Source organism: Aquimarina muelleri DSM 19832 (genome assembly GCF_000430665.1).
In the GTDB taxonomy this organism is placed as follows: domain Bacteria; phylum Bacteroidota; class Bacteroidia; order Flavobacteriales; family Flavobacteriaceae; genus Aquimarina; species Aquimarina muelleri.
This window is the reverse complement of the sequence record NZ_AUML01000002.1, coordinates 1-24,351: the sequence shown is the minus strand read 5'-3', so window position 1 is coordinate 24,351 and position 24,351 is coordinate 1. Positions and strand designations below refer to the sequence as shown.

Sequence of the window (24,351 nt, the reverse complement as noted above, 5' to 3'; positions counted from 1 at the left end):
AATTATTTTGATGAATAAAGATATCATACAAAAATTGCCCTATACCAAACCGTTTTTATTTGTAGATGAAATAATAGAGGTAGATGATGATCATATTATAGGGAATTATATATTTCAAAAAGATGAATATTTTTATGAAGGACATTTTATAGATACCCCTATTACTCCTGGTGTTATACTTACAGAATGTATGGCGCAGATAGGATTAGCTTGTTTTGGTATTTATTTGCTAAAAGGAGTTTGGGATACACAGGACTTTGGAGTTGCTATGACTAGCAACGAAATGAATTTTTATAAGCCTGTATTTCCTGAAGAAAAAGTAATTGTTAAAGCCAATAAAGTTTATTTCAGATTTAATAAATTAAAATGTAATGTAGTAATGCATAACTCTAAAGGTGTTTTAGTTGCTAAAGGGATAGTGTCAGGATTGGCATTTAACAAAAATAAAGTATGAGTTTAAGGTATTCATTATTAAAATTAGCACTTAAAATAAAAAGAGAAAAAAAATCTTGGACCAAAGATCCAATTGATTTTTTAAAAAAAAGAAAACAAGACATACATACTCCAAATTTACGACTGCTATTAGGATTGAAATTTGAGTCTAAAAAAATTTATAATAGCAAAGTAACCCACATTTGGCCTAATGAAGCAGATACAGGATTCTTATTATTATATTGTCATGGTGGAGCTTTTATTTATGGTCCAACTCAAGAAAACTGGAAAACTATCTCTAAAATTGTAAAACAGACACGTTCTAGTGCTTGGGTGGTAGATTATCCAAAAGCACCAGAATATACTATCAAAACAATAACAGAAAATATATATCAAGTTTATTTAGAAGCTATCAAAATATTTGATCCATCTAAAATTATTTTGATTGGGGATTCTGTAGGAGGAAACCTAATAATGACTCTTACACAGCGACTATTAAAAGAAGAAAAAGAAACTCCGAGTAGATTGATTGCTATTACGCCTATGGTTGATGCTAGTTTAACTAATCCAAAAATAGAATCTATAGATTTAATCGATCCTATTCTTAGTAAAAAAGGAGTGAAATCAGCAAAAAAAATGTGTGCTGGAGAACGATCATTAAAAGATCCTTTAATTTCACCCTTATATGGAGACTTTAAAAACTTTCCTCCAATACATCTTTTTATGGCTAGTAACGATATTTTAACACCAGATCAAGAAATATTGGTTGAAAAAATAGAAAAACTAAATAAAACAACTGTCGATGTAATTTTTGGTGAAAAGATGCCACATATTTGGCCTTTTTTACCAATCTTACCTGAAGCAAAAAAGGGGTTGCAAAAAATAATATCTATTATTAATCTTGCTATAAATAATGAATAAAAGACGTGTAGTTATAACGGGGTTAGGGGTAATTTCTTCAAGCGGAACGAACGTTTCAGAATTTAATTCAAATATTCAAAAGGGGGTGAGTGGTATATGTTATATTGAAGAATTAAAAAGATTAAATTTTTCGTGTCAAATAGCTGGTTTACCAATATATAAAAAAGAATATTTAAATGATTACTTTAACTCTATTCAATTAAAAGGTTTAAGTGCTTCTGGTATGGAATATGGAGTGATGGCAGGTATGGATGCATGGCAAAATGCAGGGTTTTCTGTAAACAAATCAAATATTCCTCTTTGGGATACAGGAGTGATTTTTGGTACAGGAATATTGGGAGTAGATAAATTTAGAGAAGCCATTTATAAAGTAGATAATGGAAATGTTAGAAGATTAGGAAGCACAACAGTTACACAAACTATGGCGAGCGGGATTAGTGCTTTTTTGGGGGGGATGATTGGTTGCGGAAATATGGTTACCACTAATTCTTCTGCTTGTAGTACAGGTACAGAAGCTATTTTAATGGCGTATAACCGTATTACTAATAACGAAGCAGAAGTTATCCTTGCAGGAAGTACTAGTGATAGTGGTCCTTACGTTTGGGGAGGTTTTGATGCTATGCGCATTTTACCATATAAATACAATGATAACCCAACAGAAGCTTCCAGACCTATGAGTGCTACTGCTAGTGGTTTTGTACCAGGTAGTGGAGCAGGAGCTTTGGTTCTAGAAAGCTTGGAGAGTGCCAAAAAAAGAGGAGCAACTATATATGCCGAAATATTAGGAGGTCATGTAAATAGTGGTGGACAACGTGGTGGCGGTAGTATGACCGCTCCCAATAATGAAGCAGTACAACGTTGTATTCGTAAAGCAATAGATAATGCAAGTATACAATCTGAGGATATAGATGTTATAAATGGACATTTAACTGCTACGATTAAAGATGTAGATGAAATACAAAATTGGTGTGAAGCATTAAAACGAAAAGGAGAAGATTTTCCTTATATTAATTCCTTAAAAAGTATGGTAGGGCATTGTCTTGCAGCATCAGGAAGTATAGAAAGTGTTGCAACGGTATTGCAGCTTAAAGAAAATTATGTGTTTGGTAACATAAATTGTGAAGATCTGCATCCAGAAATTGCATCTTTAATTAATAGAGAAAAAATTCCTACTCGTACACTAGATTTTTCTCCAAACATTATAGCCAAAGCTAGTTTTGGATTTGGAGATGTAAATGCATGTGTTATTTTTAAAAAGTATTCCTAAAATAGACGATTTAAACACAAAAAAATGAATAAAGAACAATTACTATCTAAACTAAGGGTAATTATAACGCCGTATGTGCAAAATGAAGAAGGGCTTCAAAATCTTAATGAAAACACCGATTTTATAAAAGATCTGGAGATTAATTCAGCTAATTTGGTAGATGTAATACTCGATGTAGAAGATGAGTTTGATATCGAAATAGATAATGAAGCAATGGAAAAAATGTTAACCGTTAAAGCTTCTATACAAGTAATAGAACAAAAATTGAAAGCAAAATGATCGGCAATGATATTGTAGATCTTCAAGTAGCCAAAGAGCAAAGTAATTGGCAGAGAAGGGGCTGGTTACAAAAAATATGTACCAGTGCCGAACAAAAGGATATTTTGAGCTCTAAAAATCCTGAAATGTTAGTGTGGAAATATTGGAGCATGAAAGAAGCTGTATATAAAGCTCATCAAAGGCGTTTTAAGCTATCTCCTGCGCTCAATCCAAAAAGTTTTGAGTGTACCCTAGTAGGGAAAGTGTATATCGATAATTCGGTCTATAAAACAAATACAGAAATTAAGGATACATATATGTATACAATTGCTAGGATTTCGGATAAAGATTATTTTTCTTCGGTTTATGAAAATATTGCAGACATACGCTATGAAGCAAAGAAAATTATCTGTCAAAAACTAAATACACATATATCTTTAATTTGTTTTGAAAAGGATAATAATGGCGTACCGACTATACGTATAGATCAAAAAACAACACCAATACCAATATCGATAACGCATCATGGGCAATACTCGGCATTTGTAGCTTTGATCTAAAAAATTATGGGAGAATAGGAAAATAAAAACGTACATCCAGTTTATTCTGTTCTCGATTTTCGTGAATATGGATTCCAAAATCACTAGTATAAATAGTGGTAATACCCAGTAATTTTTTATCATCTTGGGAGAATGTAATAATAACCTCTTTTTCTATCCCTTTTATAGTCAAATTACCAATAACTTTGTATGTGTTTTCGCCAAAGGCAACTACGTGGGTGCTTTTAAATAATATTTTTGGGTACTTTTTTTTATAAAAGAATTTTTCCCACATAAGATGACCATCTCTTAAAAAATTATCGGTATCTAATGTTTTTACAAGGGCAGTTCCAATAAAACTAGAATTTTCAGGGTCTTTTGGGTTAAATTTAATTTTAAAATCTAACCCAGAAATGGTACCAGAAGTATTTCCTTCTTTACAATCAAAAGATATTCTAGATTTTTCTTTATCAAATTCAAGTCTTTTAAAATCATTAATTAGAGTATAATCAAGTTTTGGATTAGGAGCTAATTCATTTGTAAGAATATTCTGAGCGACTCCTTCTATTAAAAACATACTTATTACTATGTAAATAAAAATTTTCATATACTAAAAGTAAATTTTTAAAGATACAGATAATCAAACATCATTCTAAGAAGAAATGTAATGAAATTAATAATTTATCTTTCTGTTTTTCCTATTATTTTTAAGTATAAAAGTATAACGATAGATAGTGTTGCGCATAGTAAAAAACCTATAAATAAAGGCAAAGTAGAGTCTTTTACAAATTTACCTATGTACATACTAATAGGAACAGCCATGATAGTAGAAATAAAGCCAGTGATTGCTGCACCGATTCCTGCAATATGCCCAATTGGTTGCATTGCGAGAGCTCTTAAATTTCCGAATAAAAAGCCAATAGAAAAAAATTGCATTGCAAAAAACGATAACAAAACAACGACACTTGGGTTGGGAGAATTATAAAATAGTAGAATATACAATAAGGAAACACCAAAAAAAGCAAATAAAGAAGCTGTTACCAGTTTTTCCATACCATATTTAATCACAAATATTCCGTTTAGAAAAATAGCAGAACCAATAGATATTGCCAAAAGCCCAAAAATATAAGGAAACTCTTCTTTTAAATGATATTGTTGCTCAAATATTTGTTGAGAGGTACTTAGGTATACCATAAAAGAACCTGTAATAAAGCCAGAAATAATGGTAAAGCCAATTGTAGTTTTATGTTTAACTAATTCTTTTATACCATCTATAAAAATAGTGGGAGTAAATTTTATTCGCTTAGATAACTCTAAGGTTTCTGCTTGTCTTTTCCAGAACCAGATAGAAACCAGAATACTAAATATAAGCTGTACATAAAATATTGCTTGCCAATTATAATGATCCAGAAAAAATTTGCCCATTGCTGGTGCTATAATAGGCACTAAAATAAATACTACGGTAATAAAGGACATAATACGTGCCATATAATCTCCTGTAAATAAATCTCTTATCATTGCAATACTTATAGTCCTTGGGGCAGAAAGTCCAATTCCTTGTAAGATTCTGCCAAAAACCATCATTTCTATACTCGTAGAATAAATACAAATAAAACTAGCTACAATAAATATTAAAAAACCAATATAAACAATCGGTTTTCTGCCTAAACTATCAGAAATAGGGCCAAAAATTAATGGACCAATACCCAGACCTAAAAAAATCATGGTTATTAACAGTTGATTATCCGAAAGTTGTGTGGTTCCGATTGTTTTTCCAATATTATCCAGAGCGGGTAAAATAGCATCAATAGCAAGTGCTACGATTGACATTAGGGAGGCCATTAGAGTTATAAACTCTAATTGTGCAAGCTTCTTTTTTGACATGACGCAAAAGTATGATATTTATGTATGAAAACAGGAGATTTTTTGCGTAGAAGTCCTCCTAAAATTTTATACATAAAATGTCTTTATACATGACAAAATACACACAATATGGAGATGAGCTGATTTATCATTCCGTTGAAGAACGGAATCTATTCATAAATAACACTATATCAAAACAAATTCATGTGTAATTAATTGAATATCAATAATTAATGCTAAAGTATGGTTTTTCGTCACTTACTTAGGTAAAATGTTTAAATAAGATGGTATAGATACCGATTTTAAAACTAAATTTGCCAGCTTATTTTTTTTTATGGAACAGAATGAAATAGATAGTAAACAAGGAGTTACTATCGAAGAAATAGATCAGTGCATTATAACATTAGAAAAATTAATATCTAATACTAATACTATTTTTGATATTTCTGAAGAGCGAAGAGTCGCGTTAATGAAAGCTGCAGGGATGTTATCCAGACCTAATAAGGAGGAGTTTAAACAAAGAAAAAAGGACTCTGAAAAAGCGGCAAAGCGTAAGATTGCTGCAAGAAACAAAGATGCCCGTAAAAAAACAGGAATACGAAGTGCTCGAGAAGCTACCGTATTTGTAGCTCCAAAATTGCTTCCAGTATCTGAAATCAGGAATACAGAGCAACCAGAATTATCTTCACCAAGAAATTGTTATGTATGCAAAACCGAATTTACCAAACTACATCATTTTTATGATACTATGTGTGGCGAATGTGGTGATTTTAATTATGCGAAACGTTTTCAAACAGCCGATGTTAAAGGGCAAGTAGCTATAATTACCGGATCCCGTTTAAAAATAGGGTACCATATTGCTTTAATGCTATTACGAGGAGGTGCAACGGTAGTAGCAACTACACGTTTTCCTGTAGATGCAGCATTACGTTTTTCTAGAGAAGATGATTTTACTTCGTGGGGACATCGGTTAAAAATTCATGGGTTAGATTTACGACATATACCTAGTGTAGAGATTTTTTGTAATTTTATAGAGCAACGGTATAAGCGTTTAGATATATTAATAAATAACGCTGCACAAACGGTTAGGCGTCCTGCTGGGTTTTATTCCCATTTAATGGAAAATGAGCAATTGCCAATAGAAGAATTACCAAAATATGCTAAAGACGTATTAGTAGATCATCTGGAGTGTTTACAAGAATTGCAAGCATTGACTACAGGAGCATCATCTAATCAAAATATGCCAGTAACTTGGCATGGACCAGAACCAGGAATAGGTTTACGAGCATCTGCAAAGCTATCACAAATACCATATAGTTTTGATAATTCACTGGTTGCTAAGGAGGTATTTCCAGAAGGGGAGTTGGATGCAGATTTACAGCAAGTAGATTTAAGAACCACAAATAGTTGGCGTTTAAAACTTGGAGAAATTGAAACTACAGAAATGATAGAAGTACAATTGGTAAACTCGGTAGCGCCATTTGTATTATGCAATCGTTTATCTGAAATTATGAAAAAAGACTATACAGGGCAAAAACATATAATTAATGTTTCTGCTATGGAAGGAAAGTTTCATAGTTTTTTTAAGGAAGATCGTCATCCGCATACCAATATGGCAAAAGCAGCTTTAAATATGTTAACGCATACAGCGGCGGGTAGTTTAGCAAAAGAAGGAATCTTTATGAATGCTGTAGATACAGGTTGGGTTACAGACGAAGATCCTGCAATTTTGGCAAAAAGAAAAGAAGAACTACATGATTTTCAACCGCCATTAGATATTGTAGATGGTGCAGCACGAGTTATGGATCCATTATTTGACGGTATCAATACAGGAAAACATTGGGCAGGAAAATTTTTAAAAGACTATGTGCCGATATCTTGGTAAGATAAATATGTTACGTTTTAGAAAAGCTTAAAACACCAAAATCATAAATAAATTTTAAAACAGCAATTCTAATATAGAGTAGCTGTTTTAAAACATTCTATTTTACATAATATAAATTATAGTACAAATATAATATATGAGTAAAACGGCGAATAGAACTTTTTCGGTTCTATTTTACATAGATGCAGATATAGCGCCTTTAGGTCTATATCGTTAGCATTTATGTAACAGCCGTTTTACTCACGCCAGTTTATTATTAGTAGCTATAATGTAATACTATGTAAAATATCCCAGGATAATTCTATTTCATAATAATCGTAGCTACTGGGGTCATTAAAATTATTTTGTAGCGTTTATGATTAAACCTCACGTTTACCATTTGTAGCTATAATTTGCCGTTATGTAAAATTGCCGCGCCCGACCGCTTTATTGTTTTGTAAATAAAAATGCTCAATGCATTTTTCTCTACACACAATTTGCCATCGCTTGGCCACACCAAAAAAAGCAAACACTTTTAGGTAATTTATAAATCGCGTATTTGATAAAATATACGTGATAAAAGTTTTTACGCTATTCTCGTGAAGGTTGCCGCATAAGTATAAAATTACTCTGACGAGATAATTTCTATACACATGCTATCTGCAGAACACAGATTAAACATTCTAAGGGTTTGCATATCTTTTTGTCTTGATAAAAAAAGAAATCGACTTTAGGAGATTCACGAACTCCAATAAAATATTAACGCGTGAGCTAAACAAAAAAATCAAGGCTGCACAAAACTTTGGAAACAATGTACGGCGCAGTCGCTATATTTTAGAAAACATTCTAACTTATAAGATTGTTTATAACTAGAATGAATATGGAAAACTTTGATTAAACCTTAGTACTAGACCTCTAAAATATGGACGCTCCTTTGCCTATTGTTTAGCCCAAAGTTTTCTGAGGCCATTTTTGAGATTTTAGATTCTATTTTACATAATGTTTAATGTCTACCACAAAGAGGTTTTAGTTTTTGTGCAACTATTTTCTCAATTATATTTAGATAAATACTATTGGGATTTTCAATTTTAATAACGTTAATTGTTATATCAAAATCACAATCTTTTGCAAAGTGTATTAATTGCAAACCTTGTGTGTTTCCATTGTGATAATAACCAAGATGTTGATTAATTCTTCCAGTGATATTTGTTAAATTCCATTTTTTAGTATAGCCACCACGACGAACACCTACATATAAAACATTACTATTATCATTTTTGTTTGTTGCAGGCACACTTCTATAACTTTCAGTCCCTTTTATGTTAGTCTCTCTATATTTATTTAAAAGGTTATTTAATTCCTTCGCTTGTTCAACTGTTTTTAAATCAAACCAATATAAACAATCACATTTTATTTTATCTAACTCGGTAAATATATTTCTCGAATTTGCGTGTGCATTTACATCTATAGTAAAGTCTTTGTGGTTGGGTAAGTCGCTTATTTTAAATGTTTTACTTACCCTATCATCAGTTTCAGACACAACTTTATTACTTATGGACTCAAAAACCTTGTGTATGACTAAGATTTCATCTTTTATATTCATAATTGGTAATCTCCTATTAAAAAATCAACTCCTTCCCTCCCATTTGGTTTTGAAAATAATTCTAAATTGAATTCTTTTAGCTCGTATTTTAAATATTCACTATTCATTCTCTAATGGATTTGTTCCCAATATTTGATTAGTACGTTTCATATCTACATATACAGAATTACCGTGCATTATAAATTTATCAAGTAATAAATTAGAAGCGTCTATGTTTTTTAAAAGTAGATACCCAATAACATAATCAATTAAAAAACTAATATACAATAGCTCGAAATCTGTAAAAATATTTTTATTTTTTAAATCACTATGAATGTGATAATTCCTAGACCTTATCAGTTTACTAGGAAACGTTTCCCAATCTTCATCAGTTAGTTTTCCTATTAACTTAAAAGCAGATTTATAATGTTTTATGTATTTCTTTAAGTTAGGAGGATTAATACCAGAATATATTTTACAATATGCTTCAAATGCTGATATACTATTTGTAAATCTCTTGCTATGACTTGAGTGGTTGGTAATAAAATTTTCCATCAATCTATCAAGACAAAATTTAAAGTCATTATCATTATAAACTACTTCCAAGACTTTATTCAAATCATCTGTTATCTCATCATAATTTGTATGGACAAAAGTGGGTGTTTTTTTAGATAAATTTTTGTCATTATAATAAAGTTCTTTCCATTCATTGCAACTAAGACATTTAAAGCTAAACTCACTAAATTTTTCTGAGCCACCTCTTAATAGCTGTAATACTTTTTGGAACTGATTATAAATCTCAATAGCTTTGAGAATTGCGACTGGTTTATCTAAAGTAAACTTTATGGCTCCTTTATTTGTTATATGGAGTTCTGAACGATTTTTTGAATGATAATTTATGTAATGTTGAATTTCGATTATTAGTCCTTCTTTTTCAATCTTGAATTCATCTTTAAACTCTTTCGTTGATAAGTTATTTGTTTGAGTATCGAACCAATTCATAAAATTAACCCATTTAACAATAGCATTATTTACAACAGAGAATTCCTTGATTTGTAAATCAATTGCATTAATAAAATGACTTGTACTAACAAATGTATATTTAGGTCTATATATTCTTAGTTCTGAGATACCAGAAGCAGAGTTTTGGATTCTACAATCAATAAACGTAACATAACCAACACCTGTGAATGTGCCTACAATTTGTAATTCTTTATAAACTCTTTTTTCAGAGCACAGGTTTGTTTCAAGAAATATATCATCATCTTTAAAAAAGAGAACACAAAACTGTTTTTTATCTTCTTTACCTACAAACCAGATGTCTCCGTAATATTTTTTATCTTTTTTCACTATGTATTGTAAGTATATATATCATTTTTTGTTTGGACATTGATTCAACTCCAAAATTATAGAGATTAGCTTTAAAGAACCCCCTTCATTACTCTAACATTTTCCTAAAACTTCTTGATATCACTCAAACTATTAACAGTTCTTCCATTATCAAAATATCCTTTGATTTGAATTCTAACTAATTTGAGTTTTTTACTAAATCTCAGAGTTGTCCTAAAGTTAATTCCTTGATAAACATATTTTTCTAAATCTGTATCTTTATCCTTTCCCTCTTTAATTATTGCTTCTCGTAATTCATTATTAGTATTTAAATCTGATACTGTACTATATAATTTATACTTATCATTTAATAGCTTTAATTCGTAGAGGTTAATATGCTCATCTGGAATTTCATTGAAACCTATCCAAGGCAAATGCTTTTTCTTAAGCACAAATAATGAAGTTCCAACATTTCTAACGCTAACGGGAAAATGTATGATTTTAATTCCTTTATAATCTTTTTCAGATAGACCTTGGATATTTAAGTTATTGATGTAATAAGAGAAATTCATTATCCCAAATAGAATAATAATATGTTTATCTGATTTAATTTTAAGATTGTCTAATGATTTAAAGGCATCTTCTTGTGTTACGTAATAATGTTCATTCGATTTTACATAAAAAATTGAAGATAAGTTTTCTTTGATTCTTCTATTTGTTGTTTCAGGCAAAAAGCTATGAAAATTTAAATGGGCAATTCCATTGTCCGTAAAAGAACCCTTTTCAGTTAAATTAGTTTGTCCGACTATATTTAAAACTTCTGTTTCAGTTTTTTCAGGCTCTTTGCTATTGTTATTAATAAGTTCTAATGATTCAAATGTTGGTGGTAAAAGTTGCTTTACAGTATTAAAATACAATTCGACTTTTTCATCCAAAGGAACAGCTGTTCTTTCTGCATAATCAAAGTCATTCTTAATTTCTTGTTCTATATTATTTATTTTATCTAAATATTGAGAATCAATTTTGAAATTTAAAATTTTCATTAATTCTTTATCATTAACTTTAGTTTTAATTATTTCCTTAAAGTAACTTATATTATCAAGCCAATGCCTTTTTTCTGATGTAGTAGTTGGCAAAATTGGATTTTCAGTTGGAACTTGATATGTGTAATATGCGTGAATGTTAAATTGCCTTATGAACAGTATTCCAATATACTGACATATCCAATTTTTTATAACTCCTTGAGCCCCTACTCCATCCAAATCTGGAAAATAATATTTGGTAGTTATCCACGGAAAATGTCTTTCATTTGGGTCAAAAAACTTAAAAAACATATGAAAAACTTGATTCATATGTATCGGTAACAAATAATAATCAGCTGGTTGACTTGTCGTATAGCTGAACAATTTTTTAATGAATTTAATTTTGTTTTTATAAAGAAGTAATCCTCCTAATGCGTAATGAAATTCTAAGAAAAGTTCTCTTTCATTAGCTCTTTCATCTATTAATTTTTGATTTGTTACTATTAATTCTCTAGAAGAATTGTCATACTCAGGAGTTAAATACTCTAAATTCATTTGAAAGTATTGATGCGCACTACTCCAATGCATAAAAACTAAATCCAATCGATTATTTTCAATTGCTAATACAATATTTCTCCACATCCAGACATAAGTTCTTTCACTAATCTTTGGACATCTAAACTCCCCAAGTAACCAAGTTAAACCGCTTGTTCTAGCTTCTAAAAATTTGAAACTGTTTTTGTCCGCTTTTACACTTTGCTCTATCGTATTATAAACCACTCCATAAAATAAATCAGGGTAAATTAAACCTTCATTTTTTTTATCCTGTTCTTTATCCCAATTCTCTCTATATTCTTGAAATAGTTCATAAAAATAACCGCTAACTTTTCTAGCAACTTTTAAATTTTGATTTTGGATAGACCAAAACAAAATATCAGACATTCCCTCAAAAGAAGTAAAATCATTTTTCTCAATTACCTTTTTCCTTTGTTTGCCTAAAAAGTCTATGAGTCTAGTGGTTCTATAAAATGTCTGTATTAAATTAATAAGTCTAAAGAAATTTATTATGAGAAGAACAGAAAAAATTAAAAGCAAAATCTTGGCTGAATTATTAAATAAATAATCCATCCACTCAACGTTGAATGAAAAAAGAGGTGGGAATTTTAGATATACTAAGAGGACTAAAACCAGAGATATTATTAAATTTATAGTAAAAAATCTCTTTCTATTACTGGTTTCGAAAAGGTCAAGTATAGCTTCGGAAGAATACTTGTCTTCTGATGTAATTTGTATCAGGATAGGATAGGCTATACCTAATAAAAGAGAAATAAAAGTGACGCAAAGTGTAAAATAATCCATAGTTCAAATTTAGTTAATTTTAACAAGTATCTTTTTATGGAATTCCGTAATTAATTGAAGATTAGAAAGAATAATCCCATTCCATACACATTCCCACTTCGCTCCTATCTTCGCTTTGGGAAAAGCATATTCCATTACATTTTTTAAAGAAACTTCTAGAAAGAAAAAAATAAAAGAAGATTAGTTCTGGTAAAAGCTTTTTACCAAAGCAAAGTTACATAACGCAGAACATTATAGTACAAATGTTATTGTAGCAAATTGGCGGATGCTTGCATTTTACATAGTTGCAGATATCATAACACCGTCAGGTGTTTTATATCGTCAGCAATTATGTAAAAGCCAATTTGAGAAACGTTAAGATCATTCGTAGCTATAATGTAATATTATGTAAAATATCCCACAGTGATTCAATTTTATTTTACACACAATTATCCAACGCTTGTCAACGCCAAAATAAAAGCTAACCTTTTTGCTCTTATTAAAAATCGCGTATGGAATTATTTAACCGTTATTATAGATTTAGCAGACCGACAAAGTAGTTTCTTGGGTATTAAGTGAGGATATGACTACAGATTTTAAACTTTTAAATTCTATTTTACATAATATTAAAGAATTTATAGACTTTTTCTATTATAAAACACCTTACCAATTCTATTTATATGATCTATTAATTCTTTGTTATCGATATTTTCAAATATTGATAGATCAAATTTATATGGTAAGAACTTATCCTCTATTTGGCTTTCAATTCTTAATAATTTATCAAAAGTTAATTTATCCCCTTTTAACGTAATATCTACATCTGATCCTTCACGATAATTACCTTTAGCTCGGGATCCAAAGATAATTGCTTCTTCTATTTCCGAGTTAGCTTTAAATACTTCAAGTATTTTTTCAATTGATATCTTGCTTAAACCATATTTCATTTATTCTTCTTCAAATAAATCTTGTTGTTCTCCTTCTCTTAACTCAATCATTTTAACACTAAAATCATTAAATAACTGAACATAATCATTTAAGATATTACTAACAATTTCATTAGCTGTATCCTCATCATAAGTATGAGTGGTTTTATTACGACTAATAATCATATCCATCCATATTTCTCCAGTACTTATTAAGTTAAATTTAAAAGCTTCTCTTGTAGCATCTCTACTACCTCGTATTTCTGGATTACCTTGGTAAAAAAAATAATCTTTCATTACATTCCAAGCTAATTCGTGCGTAAATTCGAACGATTGAATTAAACCTTGTTGTTCTAATTCAGTTAATTCTCTTTCGTTAGCTATATTGATAGCCTTATTAAATTGTGCTAATGCTTTATTATAGTTACTTAAACGTTGATGCCAACGTATATCTTTATTATTCATTATATAAAATGTTATTTTTCAGAATATTTATTTCCTCTAATAAACCTATCAGATTTGGTTAATATCGTCCTAGAATAATATGGTTTTGAAAAGATTCTACTTTTTATTTAAAACTATTAACTTGATCAAATGATTTTTTTAATTGTTCTCCTAAGCCTATTGTTAAAGGTTTACTATTAATTTCAATGTCCAAACATATTTGAGTATCTGGATCTAAAATCGTTTTTGGAATTTTAAGAACCCTACTTCCATCTTCTCTTCTCAAAAGGCAAAAATTAAGAAACTCCATAGACATAGATTTCCCAACATCATTGGTTTTATTGGATGATAAATCACGTTTACCTAAAATGAAATTTATCCCATCTTTAAAAATATAGGTTTAGTGATTTTAGGAAATGTATAGAGTTTTCTTAATCTAATCATTTAGCATAAATGTAAGGTTCACTAAAATCTATTATATCAGCTGAATATAAAAACATCAAAGAATAAATCAACTGGTTGTTATTTAATATACTATGTTCTTCAAAATATTTGCAACATCATAAATAGACATTTTTTTTCACTTAATTCCTTCAGTATTATATATCCTAGATTCCATTGATTTCTTTAATTCTTTTTTTATTCAAAAATACATTTTATTATATATTGTAATACAATGTGATGAAAATGATTTAAACAATTTAAAATAATAACATATATTCCCATTCCACACACATTTCCCTACTCTCCTATCATCGAATGGGTGCCGTATTGCCGCTGCCTATGCGCTCGATTGCTTTTTATAAATTAAACTTCACGCAAGTACATTATAATACAAAACTGTAATTCATAATTTGCATTATATAAAATTGTATCAAAAATGTGAATTAAAATCTATAAATTTTTTTCATAATCCATACTTTGATTCAATACAAGAACAATCAAAACATCAATATCTGTAGCCAAATAAAAAATAGAATGAGATTTATAAGAAAATCGTTTTAATGATAAAATAAACTCTGATGCATCACGCCCAAGATTGACATTGTCTGATAGAATCTGAAACATATCGTGCATTCCCATTAAATATGCTTGTGCCTGTTTTAACCCAAATGTTTCAATTCCGTATTCATATAATTTGAAAAGACCCATCTCTGCTTTTCTTGATATTTTATAAACGCCCATCCGCTCGCATACGTTCTTCCACTTCTTTCATAATATCTGACACAGATTTATCACTAATACCACTATCCATACCTTCAGTTATAGCAGCTTTAAGTACTGAAAATTTTGCTTTTTTAGCTTGGTCACGTCTTACTAAATCACGAAGATATTCACTATCATTTGTGAACTCTCCTGCCTTAATTTGAGATTTGATCCACTTATCTTGTTTTTCTGTAAATGTGATCGTTTTTCTAATTGTTGACATAATTGAATGTTTATATAATCATACTATTGGTGTAATATATAGTATTCATTAAGCATACCAAAATTAAAACTATTAATTAATCATTCCATTCCAGACATATTGTGTGTGAATTTATAGTGTTACCTTTTTTAAGAATATGGTAGTTTACAAATCATTTACAGTTGCTTTTAAGGTTTCTAACTCTTGGCGTAAAGCTTGAAGTTCTGCTAATACCCCCAAAGTTGTGCTATCTGTAGTTTTTAAGAAAATTTCGCCATCAATGGTTACTGTTTTATTTTCTGCATCCATAAAAACTACACTAATATTATCTGCATTTTTAAGATCTATTTTCCCGCTATTTGTAGTTGACCCTATTGTAATTTTATTTTGATCACCACTTAAAAAAACAGTCTTTTTTCCTTCATTGTTTTTTACAAATATATCTCCTCCTGATCCAGTATTACCTACAGAAAGGTTATTGTCTATTCTTGCACTTTTAGCAGTTCCATCTAAATGTATAGTTGTATTTCCATTTTTATCTTTTACCAGCACATCTCCATCTTGTCCATTTCCGCCTAATATAATATTGCCATGTAATCCATTAATGTTAACTGTATTTTTTCCTTCTTTATTAAGTGCTACAAAATCACCGTCTTGACCATTACCTCCTAAAGCAATGTTACCATATTTACCATTAATATGAACCGTATTTTTACCTTGGTTGTTTTTGACATAAAAATCTCCATTTTGTCCACCTCCTCCGAGTACCATATTCGCACCATCACCATTAATAGATAATGTATTTTCGCCATTCTTGCTTTTTACTGTAAAATCACCATCTTGATTATTACCTCCTAATGTAATGTTACCATATCTGGAATCAATTTGTACGGAAGTATTACTGGTTTTTGTTTTTTTGAAATTGGTGAAATTACCAATTACTTCTACTACAGTATTATCTAATCGAATATCAGTTGCCATAATTTTGTGTGTTTAAAAGTTGTTTTTGTAAAAGGGTTGATTTTTTTGTGTCTCCAATTATATTGTAGAGTTGTATGGACTCTTTTTTATAAAATATACTATTATATTTAGAAAGTTTTAATGCTATTTTTTTTACTGAAGTAGTATCTTTAATTTGTGCAAACATTTTTGCCTTCGCTAGTTGTATTGCAGGTTGTTCTATTATTTTTTGTTCTAAATCAGATTCCAGATTTTCAAAACTTTCTTGTAGTAGTTCTGGATCAGGATAGCGTAAACCAAAATCAATGAGTGATGAATTACTAAGTAAACGCCATAACTTAGAGGTATCATCTGTACCTTTGATTTTAGAAAGTGTAGAGAAATAATTTTTAACTTCTTTTTTTTGTGGATCATTTTTTAAATACCATGCCATTTTAAAGCGTTCTTCTACAAACCGAACAAAGGGTTGGTCTGGATATTTTTTCAACAAGTTTTTTAAATATATTCTGGTTTCAAAATGAACTTGATTATGCGATTGGGTTAACTTAAACTTATCGGTCATAACCCTTCTCCAAAGATAGCTTATTGCCATTGCAGTTTCATAAGTACCATCATCCCAATCCATATTTCCTTTATTACGTAATCCTAAATATGTTGATGTATCTACGAATAATAATCCCAGAGCTCTAGTTGTTTTTTCTGGATATGTTAATCGAGCAAGTGGGCCGACATGAATTTTGTCACGTATTGCGGGATGATTGAGTGCCATTTCGCCTAATTTTTTGTTATGAGTAAGCATTGCATTGGCTGTATGGTATAATATACCTTTGAAAACTACCTTAATATCACTTATATTATCGGAAGTATTTTGATAATAGGGCACTATTTCTTTAGGTCCTCCTGATACGGAAAGTAAAGCTGGAATTGCTAATTCTATTGGATTTATATAATTGTGGGTTCCTTTTGTATTTTTGAGCCTTTTTAGTAATCTTCCTTGGGTGATCGCTAATTCTATTTGTGGTATTATATTCATAATACAGTTTATTTTTTTTCGATTTTTATCTTCCATTGATGTGAAGTATCTCCACCTTTTCCCTTTACTCTAAACTCGATAATATTTGAAGTATCTGAGAGTATTGTTAAGTGATCGTCTGTGGCTGCTTTACTTCGAAGACTATTAAAGTGATCCGCCCCTTTAAGAATTAGATCTATAGTATCTAGTTTTTCATTAGCATAATCTGTTCCATCCCATTCTATACCTGTATCTCTAATTACAATAGGCATATCATCTACGGTCCAAAAACTAAATTTTTTATTGTGTGTATAGGTATCCCCCTCTTCTACAAAATCATCAGTCCACCAGGCACTCCAAAGGCCATTAACCCCATAATACAAATGCCAATCATCATACCATTCATCTGTTGATAGTGCTTTAATGGTTTTAAAAGTTACTTCATATTTTTGTAATGTAGTATTTGCTGTGGTATTCCACCCACATTGAATGATTGCATGATAGCCCACAGGGATCTTAGACATTTCGCTTAAGTCTATCACAACATCATAATAGGATTGCATACCATCTGGGCCTTCTTTAAGAGTGAAAGAAGGCTTAAACTCATTACTGGTATTTTCTCTACTAAAACCAGAAGTTGTATTCCAATCTCTGAATGCTAAATCCTCTCCGCCATAGGCTGGGTTATCATTTTGGGTAAGTTCGAGAAAATCGTCTAACTCATTATTGTTATTTACTAAAATATGTTGACAAAGTTTTATGTTAAATTTTAGAGTAGCATTATTATTGGGTCTTTTAACAGGTGGGTAAAACTTAAATTTAACTGGATGTTTTTTTAGATTTGTAGACCAGCAATCTGTAGTATCCCCCCATACATCATCCGGAACTCCTCCAAATTCTGCATCCCATCTATCTCCGCTATGTCCTGGATACCCCCCAGATAACCCCATACCAATATATGCTTCATTAATAGGTACCACTACTCTATTTGTTCCTATGGGAGCAGCACTGGTATGTTCTCTTATAATAGTGTGTGCTGGATGAATTTCGGTAACTGTTGGGGCATGTCCTACATCCCATATATGACGCCCCCAAAAGGTAAGATATTCTCCCCAAAATGGACGCCATTGCAAGGGAAATGATCCTGTTTCCCATTCATTATGAATAACAGGTATTCTGTTTGTTCCACTCCCCTTACCTTTATACCCTTCTCCTAATAAATACATGAATTGAGGGTCTGGAATTACATCCCAGTTCCAATCTCTGGTTTCATGAGTAAATGGATTATCTGTATAAGTAACTCTGCTATAGTCTTGAAATCCTGAAATCTGAACACTTTTTTCATTTTTAACTGTTTTCCAATTTTTTCCTGTAAAAAAAATGCTAACTGCTGAGGACACTTCTGGTTTATCTCCTATATACGTATCCGGACTTCTATAGTTGCAATGAGTCTGGATCCAATTGCGAACCCATTTTGTGTTACTTTTATTACCATCTTGAGAACTATGACGTTGAAAAGTATCTCTTAGACTAATAACTTCATTGCCTATTCTGTATAGCCTATTATCCTCAATATAATTATCATATTCTGCTTGGGGAATAATGCCTTTTCCTATTCTACTAAAAAATTGGCGAATTGTTATAGAACCTGTGAGTGGATCAGTTGTTTCTGCAGGGGTCGTTGTGTTTTGAACGATAAGATCAAATAGCAATTCATAATCAGCATCGTCCTTTGTAAAAGATACTGCTGCATTAATAAGAGAGGTGTTCGAATTAATGATATGTGTTCCTAAATGATCATCAGGATCTGGCCAATCCCCTTCCATCATCTTAAACTGTATATGATTAGTGAAATTATAAGATTTATTTAATGTCCATGTCTCTCCATCATTAAAATCTTCATTATGTAAGGTGTCTGTAGTATTACCATCGGCTCTAATTTCGAGACGTATTTCATCATCCCCTGCTAAATCTTCATTTTCGAAACACTTGATTTGCTTTATAGTAATTGTTTTCATGTTATTTCTTTTTCATCATTAAGAAGTCAATGAGTTTATTGGTAAAAAACCATAGAATAAGAAATGATAAACATTCTAAAGTAAAACTTCCAAATTTAAAAAACAGTTCTGCAAAACAGATAGAAAAAGTAAGACTAGCACCTATTCTTGTTAAATCTTGAATACTAACTATGCTAGGAAAAAGTTTTTTTAAATAATTCATCTAAAAAGTATTATGATTAATATTTAGAATTGTATCAAGAGATCTTTTATATCTTGATTGAGTAGCTAAATTAATTTATAGGTAAGCATGATACAATAGGTTTTTACCCCCTTTATAATGAGTGTTTTCCCTTATGTATCTAGAGGGTATTACCTATTTAAAAGAAACAATTAAAGAATATAGATTGTACGAAACAAGTTGAGTTTATTATAGTCAGTAATTATATCTATACTGGATAAGTGTAGTGAAAAAAAATATTTATAGTGATACAACAAATTTATCATATGACTAATTATTTGGATTTGTCCATTGATGGACTGAGTTCGATTCATTTTTGAAATACGTCTGTTTGAGTAAAATTCTGCTAAGAATTTTGTATCGAATTCAAGACAGGATTTGTCGAGATACTGATACGGAAAATTACTCAAATTGACGATTTTTATGGGACATCTGAATATTAATTAATCGAACTCGAGTTACAACAAAAAAGCAGTATCTAAAATCATTTTAGGTACTGCTTTTTGATCTAAAATAAAACAGAAAACATAATAAGTTTCCAGATGTTAATTTAGGATGGAATTAAAGATATAGCAATACGCGTTATCCCCATAATAATATTTTCTCCATAAAATGATTTCAAAGCTACGTGTTTTAGTTAAACTATTTATTTTGAGGTTTTAGGATAATCTGTATAGCCTTTTGCTCCTGTTGTATAAAATGTGTCTTGATCCCATTCTGCCAAATCTAAATTATTTTTAAAACGCTCCACTAAATCTGGATTTGAGATAAATGGTTTGCCATAAGCAACTAAATCTGCATATCCTTCTTCAATTATTTTATTTCCTTTTTCTTGATCGAACGCTGTATTAATCATTAATGTTCCATTATATAGCGGACGGAAATGCTTAGCAATTTCTGTTACGGCATATGGTGTTTCTGAAACATCTGTAAATGGCTCAGAAAGGTGTACATATGCTAAATTATAATTATTTAATTTTTTAATGATGTATTCAAACGTTGGGATTGTGTCTTTATCTATAGTCATACCAAATAGACCATTTAGTGATGGATTAAAACGTGCTCCAATTTTTTCCTGTGGGATCACTTCTTTCATGGCATCTAATACTTCAAAAAAGAAACGAGTTTTATTTTCTATACTACCACCATATTCATCCCTTCTTTTATTAGAGGATTCACTAAAGAATTGATGAAATAAATAGCCATTAGAGGAATGTATTTCTACTCCATCAAAACCTGCTTTTACGGCATTTTTTGCTGCATTTTGAAAATCGCTAACCGTAGTTTTAATATCAGTAATAGTCATTTCCTTAGGTGTAACAGTATCTTTAAATCCTTCTGGAGTATATGACTTAGTATTTGGATTTATAGCTGATGCGGATAATGGCAATTCTCCATCATGAAAATCAGGATGTGATATACGCCCTACATGCCATAATTGAATAAATATTTTTCCACCTTTATCGTGTACTCGTTTTGTTACTTTTTTCCAACCTTGTAATTGTGCTTCTGTGAAGATACCAGGGGTATTTATATAACCTACGGCTTTACTTGATACTTGGGAGCCTTCTGTAATTATTAGACCTGCTGATGCACGTTGTTCGTAGTACAAACCATGTAAATCATCAGTTGGTACATTACCTTCATTATTTGCCCTACTACGTGTCATAGGTGCCATGACAATTCTGTTATTTAGGGTAATGTTTTTACTATATGGAGTTAATAAATGTTGTTTGCTCATATACTGTATTTATAGTTTATTAATATTACAAATTTACATTACTATAAAAATCAATACTGTTGACTTATATCAATTAAGATAGATTTAACTTCATTTTTACCAAAGGAAAGTGCCCTTTTGGTAAATGTATTATTTGTTTTATATAAGGGTTTTATTAATTTAATAGCATATCAGCAACTGGAGTTCTAAAATAGAAAAAGTGATTACGTCCTTTTATTTCGTTTCTAGGTAGTATATTTGCTTTTATTATTTATGAATTTTACGCTAAACTGTTACCTCTTTAATTTCTATGCCTTTTAAAAAATTACACTCCGATATACAAGAGAAGCTAGAGTATCTAGAAATAACAACACCTACTCCTTTTCAGAAAAGTAGTATTCCTGTAATAAAAAGTGGAGCTAATGTTTTTTGCACCGCTCCAAAGGATAGTGGAAAAACAACTACGCTTATACTTACAACTTTGCAAAAATTAAAATGTGAAGCAGTGGGAAATGCACCAAGAGCCGTAGTTCTTGTAGAAAATAAGGAAAAAGCTATGGAATTATATGATGCTTTTTTAACATATACTAAACATAATTCATTACGAGTTTATGTAGGGTATGAACAGCTTCATATTGATGTGCAAAAATCAGAAATATTTATGGGGGTAGATATTCTTATTTCTACACCCAAGACCATGAACAAGTTGTTCTTATTGAATGGAGTAAGTACTTCTCAACTAAAGATATTTAGTATAGACGATGCTGAATTTCTAACTCAAAATTCAGTATATACTGCTCTTGTTTCGATTACTCAAAGTATTAAAAAATGCCAATTTGTATTATATTCAGAAAACATACATCCAAAACTAAAACGTTTTGAGTCTTACTTTATGGAACATTCCAAAATAGTTAGTATTTAAGGTACCGTTATTAGGATATATTATAACATGTCCTTAATTAAACACTACTATGTTTGTGTAATAGTTAAGAAAGATATTTTTATGAATACCTTTAAAAATGCAAAATATTAGAACACAACTTTTTTTTAATTTAAGCATAAGTTTATTTGGTAAAATGTATCCAATAATAATTAACTAAGACATGATTATATCTAAACTACACTACATATCTCAAGGAAATTCTCCCAAAGAACATCTGGAAAACATCCAGAAAGCATGTACCTCTGGCGCAGAATTAGTGCAATTACGTTTTAAAAATATTTCCCCAAAAAAACTTTTAAAATTAGCAAAAGAAGCCAGAGAGATTACTTCTCATTTTCAAACTAGATTAATTATTAGCGATCATTACAAAATAGCAAAAGAAGTTAAAGCAGATGGTGTACACTTAAAAAAAACAGGCTACTGTCCTACTATAGTCAGAAAATATTTAGACTCTTGGCAAATTATTGGTGGTACAGCAAATACCTTACAAGATTGCGAAACATTAATTGGTAAAGAAGTTGATTATATTAGTTTAGGTCCTTTTAGACAAATAACAACCAAAGACATTTTAAGTACAGCTTTAGGTTTAAATGGATATACTGCAATTACAGAGATCTTAAAAACTGAAACTCCAATTATTGGTGTTGGAGGTATAACTATAGAAGATGTTACAAATATACTAGAGACAGGTGTTTCTGGAGTCGCTGTATCTGGAGAAATTACCCGAAATTTTAATACTATAAGAACATTTAATCAATTACTAAATGCATCTTCAACAGATGAGCAACGCTATACATTTAAATAAAATTGGTTATTTCTAAAAATCATAAAAATCACTTAGTTTTTTAATTATAAAATGGCTTAAAAAACTATATTCGCGCCATGTGGATGTATTTAGGCTTATTGGCAGCACTTTTTTTAGGATTACATAATTTGTGTAAAAAACATGCGGTACAAGGAAATGAAGTTTTTCCTGTGCTTTTGGGCACAATTTGTTCTGGATTTTTGTTACTTCTTCCATTTTTTATAGGCTCTCTCTATTTTCCAGAATATACTAAAGAAATAGGATTTCAGATTACTAGCATTTCTTGGAAAACTCATGGTTTTATTTTTGTGAAATCAATGATAATGACAACATCTTGGGTTTTGGCATATCAAGCCTTAAAGCATTTGCCTATAACTATTGTTACTCCGATACGTTCAGCTGGTCCTTTTTTTACTTTTATTGGTGCTATTTTAATTTATCAGGAGAAACCTAATTTTTTACAATGGATAGGTTTTTTTCTTATTATCTTTTCAGTATTGCTATATTCTAAAATAGGAAAAAAAGAAGGGATTAATTTTAAAAGTAATAAATGGATATTCGCTATTATTGGAGCAACATTTTTAGGAGCTTCCAGTGGTTTATATGACAAATTCTTAATTCAACATTTGGAGTTGAATCCACAAACCTTACAGTTTTGGTTTTGTTGGTACACTATATTAATTTTATTGGTCATTTTATCGATAACATGGTTTCCTTATGTTGAAAAACGAAAAGAGTTTAAATGGAGGTGGACTATTGTAGCTGTTGGTATTTTATTACAAGCTGCAGATTATTTTTATTTTAAAGCCTTACAAGATCCTGAAGCATTAATTATGCTATTATCTGCTATAAAACGAAGTCAGATATTAATTGCTGTTGTTATTGGTGGTCTTGTTTTTAAAGAAAAAAATAAGCGAAAGAAATTAATTCCATTATTGGGTATTATGATAGGAGTGTTTTTAATTTTGTATTCCTAAATTATAATATAAAGAAAAAGTATTTTTTTACAAATGCATTCCAAATCAAACTCTTTTGATTAAATCTATTAATTTATTGGTCTCAAAAATAGTTAAAACTATGTACTTTAGTGCATTTCGCTTTAGCTTCTAAAAACCTTTATCTTTGTTTTATGCAAGAACAAAGGTCAAATGGTCATAGTGTTTCTCGGTTGAGCGTTCATATAGTTTGGAGTACAAAATATCGTTATCATGTTTTGAAAGGTGATATTCAGATACGCTGTCGTTCTCTATTGATACAAATATGTGATTCTGAGGATATTCAAATCTTAAAGGGAGTGATTTCTAAAGATCACGTTCATATGCATTTAGAGTATCGTCCATCTCAAAAAGTAAGTGATTTAGTTAAGAAATTAAAAGGCAGAAGTTCTAGAAAGCTTCAAGAGGAATTTCCTGAATTGAAGCATAAATATTGGGGCAGACATTTTTGGGGTATTGGATATGGTTGTTGGAGTACTGGTAAT

At 30.3% G+C, this 24,351-nt stretch carries 25 protein-coding genes; 10 read left to right on the top strand and 15 right to left on the bottom strand.

The genetic code is table 11. The features are described 5' to 3' along the window. Nucleotides 1-10: 10 nt before the first annotated feature. The 5 genes from H527_RS0101445 to H527_RS22955 are packed head-to-tail and all read left to right on the top strand — an operon-like array spanning nt 11 to nt 3,438. Nucleotides 11-454 carry a 3-hydroxyacyl-ACP dehydratase FabZ family protein gene (locus H527_RS0101445; protein ID WP_035087181.1) on the top strand — a complete coding sequence of 148 codons (444 nt, stop codon included), beginning with the start codon at nt 11-13 and terminating at the stop codon, nt 452-454. Further along, nucleotides 451-1,353 carry an alpha/beta hydrolase fold domain-containing protein gene (locus H527_RS0101440; protein WP_027411055.1) on the top strand — a complete coding sequence of 301 codons (903 nt, stop codon included), beginning with the start codon at nt 451-453 and terminating at the stop codon, nt 1,351-1,353. Before H527_RS0101445 ends, H527_RS0101440 begins: the two co-directional genes overlap by 4 nt. Beyond that, a complete protein-coding gene (locus tag H527_RS0101435) occupies nt 1,346-2,620 on the top strand; it encodes a beta-ketoacyl-[acyl-carrier-protein] synthase family protein (RefSeq protein WP_027411054.1) in 1,275 nt (424 codons plus the stop codon). Before H527_RS0101440 ends, H527_RS0101435 begins: the two co-directional genes overlap by 8 nt. A 24-nt stretch (nt 2,621-2,644) precedes the next feature. Beyond that, complete coding sequence (locus H527_RS0101430; protein WP_027411053.1) at nt 2,645-2,899, top strand: acyl carrier protein; 255 nt, start codon at nt 2,645-2,647, stop codon at nt 2,897-2,899. Further along, nucleotides 2,896-3,438 carry a 4'-phosphopantetheinyl transferase family protein gene (locus H527_RS22955; RefSeq protein WP_051316580.1) on the top strand — a complete coding sequence of 181 codons (543 nt, stop codon included), beginning with the start codon at nt 2,896-2,898 and terminating at the stop codon, nt 3,436-3,438. The genes H527_RS0101430 and H527_RS22955 overlap by 4 nt, the downstream gene beginning before the upstream one ends. A 4-nt stretch (nt 3,439-3,442) precedes the next feature. Here H527_RS22955 and H527_RS22950 read toward each other — a convergent pair whose 3' ends face one another. Then, complete coding sequence (locus H527_RS22950; RefSeq protein ID WP_051316579.1) at nt 3,443-4,024, bottom strand: YceI family protein; 582 nt, start codon at nt 4,022-4,024, stop codon at nt 3,443-3,445. Nucleotides 4,025-4,098: 74 nt separating this feature from the next. Continuing rightward, entirely contained in the window at nt 4,099-5,301 is a 1,203-nt protein-coding gene (locus tag H527_RS0101415) for a multidrug effflux MFS transporter (protein WP_035087121.1), read from the bottom strand. 313 nt (nt 5,302-5,614) lie between these two features. On the opposite strand from H527_RS0101415, the gene H527_RS0101410 reads away from it, so the two are divergent. Next, complete coding sequence (locus tag H527_RS0101410; protein WP_027411051.1) at nt 5,615-7,165, top strand: SDR family NAD(P)-dependent oxidoreductase; 1,551 nt, start codon at nt 5,615-5,617, stop codon at nt 7,163-7,165. A gap of 982 nt (nt 7,166-8,147) precedes the next feature. On the opposite strand, the gene H527_RS0101405 is transcribed toward H527_RS0101410, so the two are convergent. The 13 genes from H527_RS0101405 to H527_RS0101335 all read right to left on the bottom strand — a co-directional run bounded on the left by H527_RS0101405 (nt 8,148) and on the right by H527_RS0101335 (nt 21,144). Next, on the bottom strand, nt 8,148-8,747 hold the full coding sequence (locus tag H527_RS0101405; RefSeq protein WP_027411050.1) for a hypothetical protein: 600 nt from the start codon (nt 8,745-8,747) through the stop codon (nt 8,148-8,150). Between the two features lie 99 nt (nt 8,748-8,846). Then, nucleotides 8,847-10,076, bottom strand: coding sequence for an ApeA N-terminal domain 1-containing protein (locus H527_RS0101395; RefSeq protein ID WP_027411049.1), 1,230 nt, complete (start codon nt 10,074-10,076; stop codon nt 8,847-8,849). A 104-nt stretch (nt 10,077-10,180) separates the two neighbouring features. Continuing rightward, on the bottom strand, nt 10,181-12,436 hold the full coding sequence (locus H527_RS0101390; protein ID WP_027411048.1) for a hypothetical protein: 2,256 nt from the start codon (nt 12,434-12,436) through the stop codon (nt 10,181-10,183). Nucleotides 12,437-13,050: 614 nt separating this feature from the next. Beyond that, entirely contained in the window at nt 13,051-13,362 is a 312-nt protein-coding gene (locus H527_RS0101380; protein WP_027411047.1) for a nucleotidyltransferase domain-containing protein, read from the bottom strand. Beyond that, nucleotides 13,363-13,806, bottom strand: coding sequence for a nucleotidyltransferase substrate binding protein (locus tag H527_RS0101375; RefSeq protein WP_027411046.1), 444 nt, complete (start codon nt 13,804-13,806; stop codon nt 13,363-13,365). Nucleotides 13,807-13,909: 103 nt separating this feature from the next. Continuing rightward, the gene (locus tag H527_RS0101370) at nt 13,910-14,071 is read right to left on the bottom strand and encodes a hypothetical protein (RefSeq protein ID WP_155837781.1); all 162 of its coding nucleotides are present in this window, start codon (nt 14,069-14,071) and stop codon (nt 13,910-13,912) included. Between the two features lie 608 nt (nt 14,072-14,679). Further along, complete coding sequence (locus tag H527_RS0101365; protein ID WP_162143801.1) at nt 14,680-14,937, bottom strand: type II toxin-antitoxin system RelE/ParE family toxin; 258 nt, start codon at nt 14,935-14,937, stop codon at nt 14,680-14,682. A 19-nt stretch (nt 14,938-14,956) separates the two neighbouring features. Beyond that, nucleotides 14,957-15,214 carry a type II toxin-antitoxin system ParD family antitoxin gene (locus tag H527_RS0101360; RefSeq protein ID WP_027411043.1) on the bottom strand — a complete coding sequence of 86 codons (258 nt, stop codon included), beginning with the start codon at nt 15,212-15,214 and terminating at the stop codon, nt 14,957-14,959. 144 nt (nt 15,215-15,358) lie between these two features. Next, entirely contained in the window at nt 15,359-16,174 is an 816-nt protein-coding gene (locus tag H527_RS0101355) for a hypothetical protein (RefSeq protein ID WP_027411042.1), read from the bottom strand. Then, nucleotides 16,164-17,186 (bottom strand): hypothetical protein, encoded by a 1,023-nt coding sequence (locus H527_RS0101350; protein ID WP_155837780.1) that lies wholly within the window; start codon nt 17,184-17,186, stop codon nt 16,164-16,166. Before H527_RS0101350 ends, H527_RS0101355 begins: the two co-directional genes overlap by 11 nt. Nucleotides 17,187-17,194: 8 nt before the next feature. After that, a complete protein-coding gene (locus tag H527_RS0101345) occupies nt 17,195-19,183 on the bottom strand; it encodes a hypothetical protein (protein WP_027411040.1) in 1,989 nt (662 codons plus the stop codon). 1 nt (nt 19,184) lies between these two features. Then, a complete protein-coding gene (locus tag H527_RS23825) occupies nt 19,185-19,385 on the bottom strand; it encodes a hypothetical protein (RefSeq protein WP_155837779.1) in 201 nt (66 codons plus the stop codon). Nucleotides 19,386-20,049: 664 nt separating this feature from the next. Next, nucleotides 20,050-21,144: an alkene reductase gene (locus tag H527_RS0101335; protein WP_027411039.1), complete on the bottom strand. Its 1,095-nt coding sequence runs from the start codon at nt 21,142-21,144 to the stop codon at nt 20,050-20,052. Nucleotides 21,145-21,433: 289 nt separating this feature from the next. Here H527_RS0101335 and H527_RS0101330 point away from each other — a divergent pair, with 289 nt between their 5' ends. The 4 genes from H527_RS0101330 to tnpA all read left to right on the top strand — a co-directional run. Continuing rightward, nucleotides 21,434-22,045, top strand: coding sequence for a DEAD/DEAH box helicase (locus tag H527_RS0101330; RefSeq protein WP_027411038.1), 612 nt, complete (start codon nt 21,434-21,436; stop codon nt 22,043-22,045). 181 nt (nt 22,046-22,226) lie between these two features. Continuing rightward, on the top strand, nt 22,227-22,871 hold the full coding sequence (locus tag H527_RS0101325; protein WP_035087119.1) for a thiamine phosphate synthase: 645 nt from the start codon (nt 22,227-22,229) through the stop codon (nt 22,869-22,871). Nucleotides 22,872-22,948: 77 nt separating this feature from the next. Next, nucleotides 22,949-23,848 (top strand): DMT family transporter, encoded by a 900-nt coding sequence (locus H527_RS0101320; RefSeq protein ID WP_027411036.1) that lies wholly within the window; start codon nt 22,949-22,951, stop codon nt 23,846-23,848. A 152-nt stretch (nt 23,849-24,000) separates the two neighbouring features. Beyond that, on the top strand, nt 24,001-24,351 hold a 351-nt coding region (tnpA, locus tag H527_RS0101315; protein WP_027411035.1), incomplete at its 3' end, for an IS200/IS605 family transposase.